Below are 1,898 nucleotides of genomic sequence, written 5' to 3' on the forward strand. Positions count from 1 at the left end.
ATGCTGGATGACCGCCAGTTTGACGATCTGCGCGACATCTTCCCCACGCTGGTGCTGTTTGGCGATCCGGCGCAGCTGGCACCGGTGAACCAGTCCGGCCAGATGGTGTTCGAGAAACTGGGGCGCGAGCGGCAATTGCACCTGTCGCGCATCCACCGGCAGGCCGAGGGCAACCCGATCCTTGATCTGGCGCATGCGCTGGCCGATCCGGCGCTTGGCTTCGAGGAATTCGAGCGCATGGTGCAAGACGCCGCCCGCCGCGATGACCGCGTGGTGATGGCCGAGCGGGTGGATAGCGAGATGATGGCGCGCAGCCCGGTGCTGGTCTGGCGCAACGCCACCCGCATTCGCCTGATCAACGCCTTCCGCGCGGTGCATGGCGCGCCCGAGGATGCGCTCTTGCCCGGCGAGCCGCTGATCTGTGACGGGATCGAGCTGCCGCTGAAGCATCGCAAGAAGCGCATTGATCTGGAGGCGCGCGGCCTCATCAAAGGCGCGCAGGTGATCTATCTGGGCCCCGGCAATCGCCCCGGCTTTGCCAAGCTGCATGTCACCGGCGCCGAGGAGCCGCAGCTCTCTGCCGCCTCGATCATCAAGATCGAAAAGCCGGATGAGGAGGAACCCTTCATCCCGCAGGCCGCCACCATGGGCGCCACCTTCCTGCATGGCGCGGCGGTGACGATCCACAAGGCGCAAGGGTCGCAATGGCCCGAAGTGCAGGTCTTTGCGCCAGATCTGTGGGCGGCGGCGCAGGCGGGCCGGTCCGAGGCGGGGATCGCGCTCTGGAAGCGTCTGGCCTATGTGGCGATCACCCGCGCCGAAAAGCGGCTGCACTGGGTGATCCGCAACCGGTTGGGCCGCCCGCAAACCCCGCTGGGCATCGACGATCTGCGCCTGCAAGCCCCGGCCCCCTTTGCCTTGCAGGCGGAAGAATAGGTTTTCCTGCAATCGGGGCTGGAAACCGCACCCGCCTCGGCCTATCTTGGGGCATCCTGCCGGCCCGGCCCGGCGCTTTTCCCCTACAGGCCCATGTATCTTGAAATCGCGATCGTCCTGCTGCTCACCCTGGTGAACGGAGGTCTGGCGATGTCCGAGCTTGCCATTGTCTCGGCCCGCACCGCGCGGCTGAAGGTGCTGGCGGATCGCGGCTCGCGCGGGGCGGTGATTGCGATGCGGCTGGCCGAGGAGCCGGGGCGCTTCCTCTCCTCGGTGCAGATCGGCATCACGCTGGTCGGCGTGCTGTCGGGGGCGTTTTCCGGTGCCACGCTGGGCGCGCGCCTGTCGGCTGCGCTGCTGGAGGCCGGGCTTTCGCCTGGTCTGGCGCAGCCTTTGGGCGTGGCCACGGTGGTGGTCGCCATCACCTATCTGTCGCTGATCGTGGGCGAATTGGTGCCCAAACAGATCGCGCTGCGCGCCCCCGAGGCGGTGGCGGCCAAGGTCGCTCCGGTGATGCTGTGGATCGCGCGGCTGGCGGCGCCGCTGGTCTGGCTGCTGGATGTGTCGGGCCGCATCGTGCTGCGGCTTCTGGGCCAATCGGGCGTGTCGGACAGCACCATGTCGGATGAGGAAATCAAGCTGGTGATCTCGGAGGCCGAGAGCGCGGGCGTGATGGACCGGGCCGAAACCGAGATGATCGCGGGTGTGATGCGCATTGCCGACCGCACCGCCCGCGGCCTGATGACACCGCGCCATGAGGTCGAGGCGGTCGATCTGGCCGATGCCTCTGCCACCATCGCGCGCCGCTTCAGGGAAAGCCGCCATTCGCGGCTGGCGGTCACCGACGGCGATGCCGATACGGTGATCGGGGTGCTGCATGCGCGCGATTATCTGGGCCAGACCGGCGCGCGCGCCGGTGCGGACCTGCGCGCCATGGTGGTGCCTGCGCCGGTGGTGCGCGA

2 protein-coding genes are annotated in these 1,898 nt (G+C 68.1%); both read left to right on the forward strand.

Translation table 11 applies throughout. The annotated features are described in order from the left end of the window. Nucleotides 1–936: ATP-binding domain-containing protein (locus JNN06_RS07200; protein ID WP_291238917.1), on the forward strand; the 936-nt coding region annotated here is incomplete at its 5' end. 93 nt (nucleotides 937–1,029) lie between these two features. Beyond that, nucleotides 1,030–1,898 (forward strand): hemolysin family protein (locus JNN06_RS07205; protein ID WP_291238918.1); only part of this gene is annotated, 869 nt, incomplete at its 3' end.

Source organism: Gemmobacter sp., assembly GCF_016792925.1.
In the GTDB taxonomy this organism is placed as follows: domain Bacteria; phylum Pseudomonadota; class Alphaproteobacteria; order Rhodobacterales; family Rhodobacteraceae; genus Gemmobacter.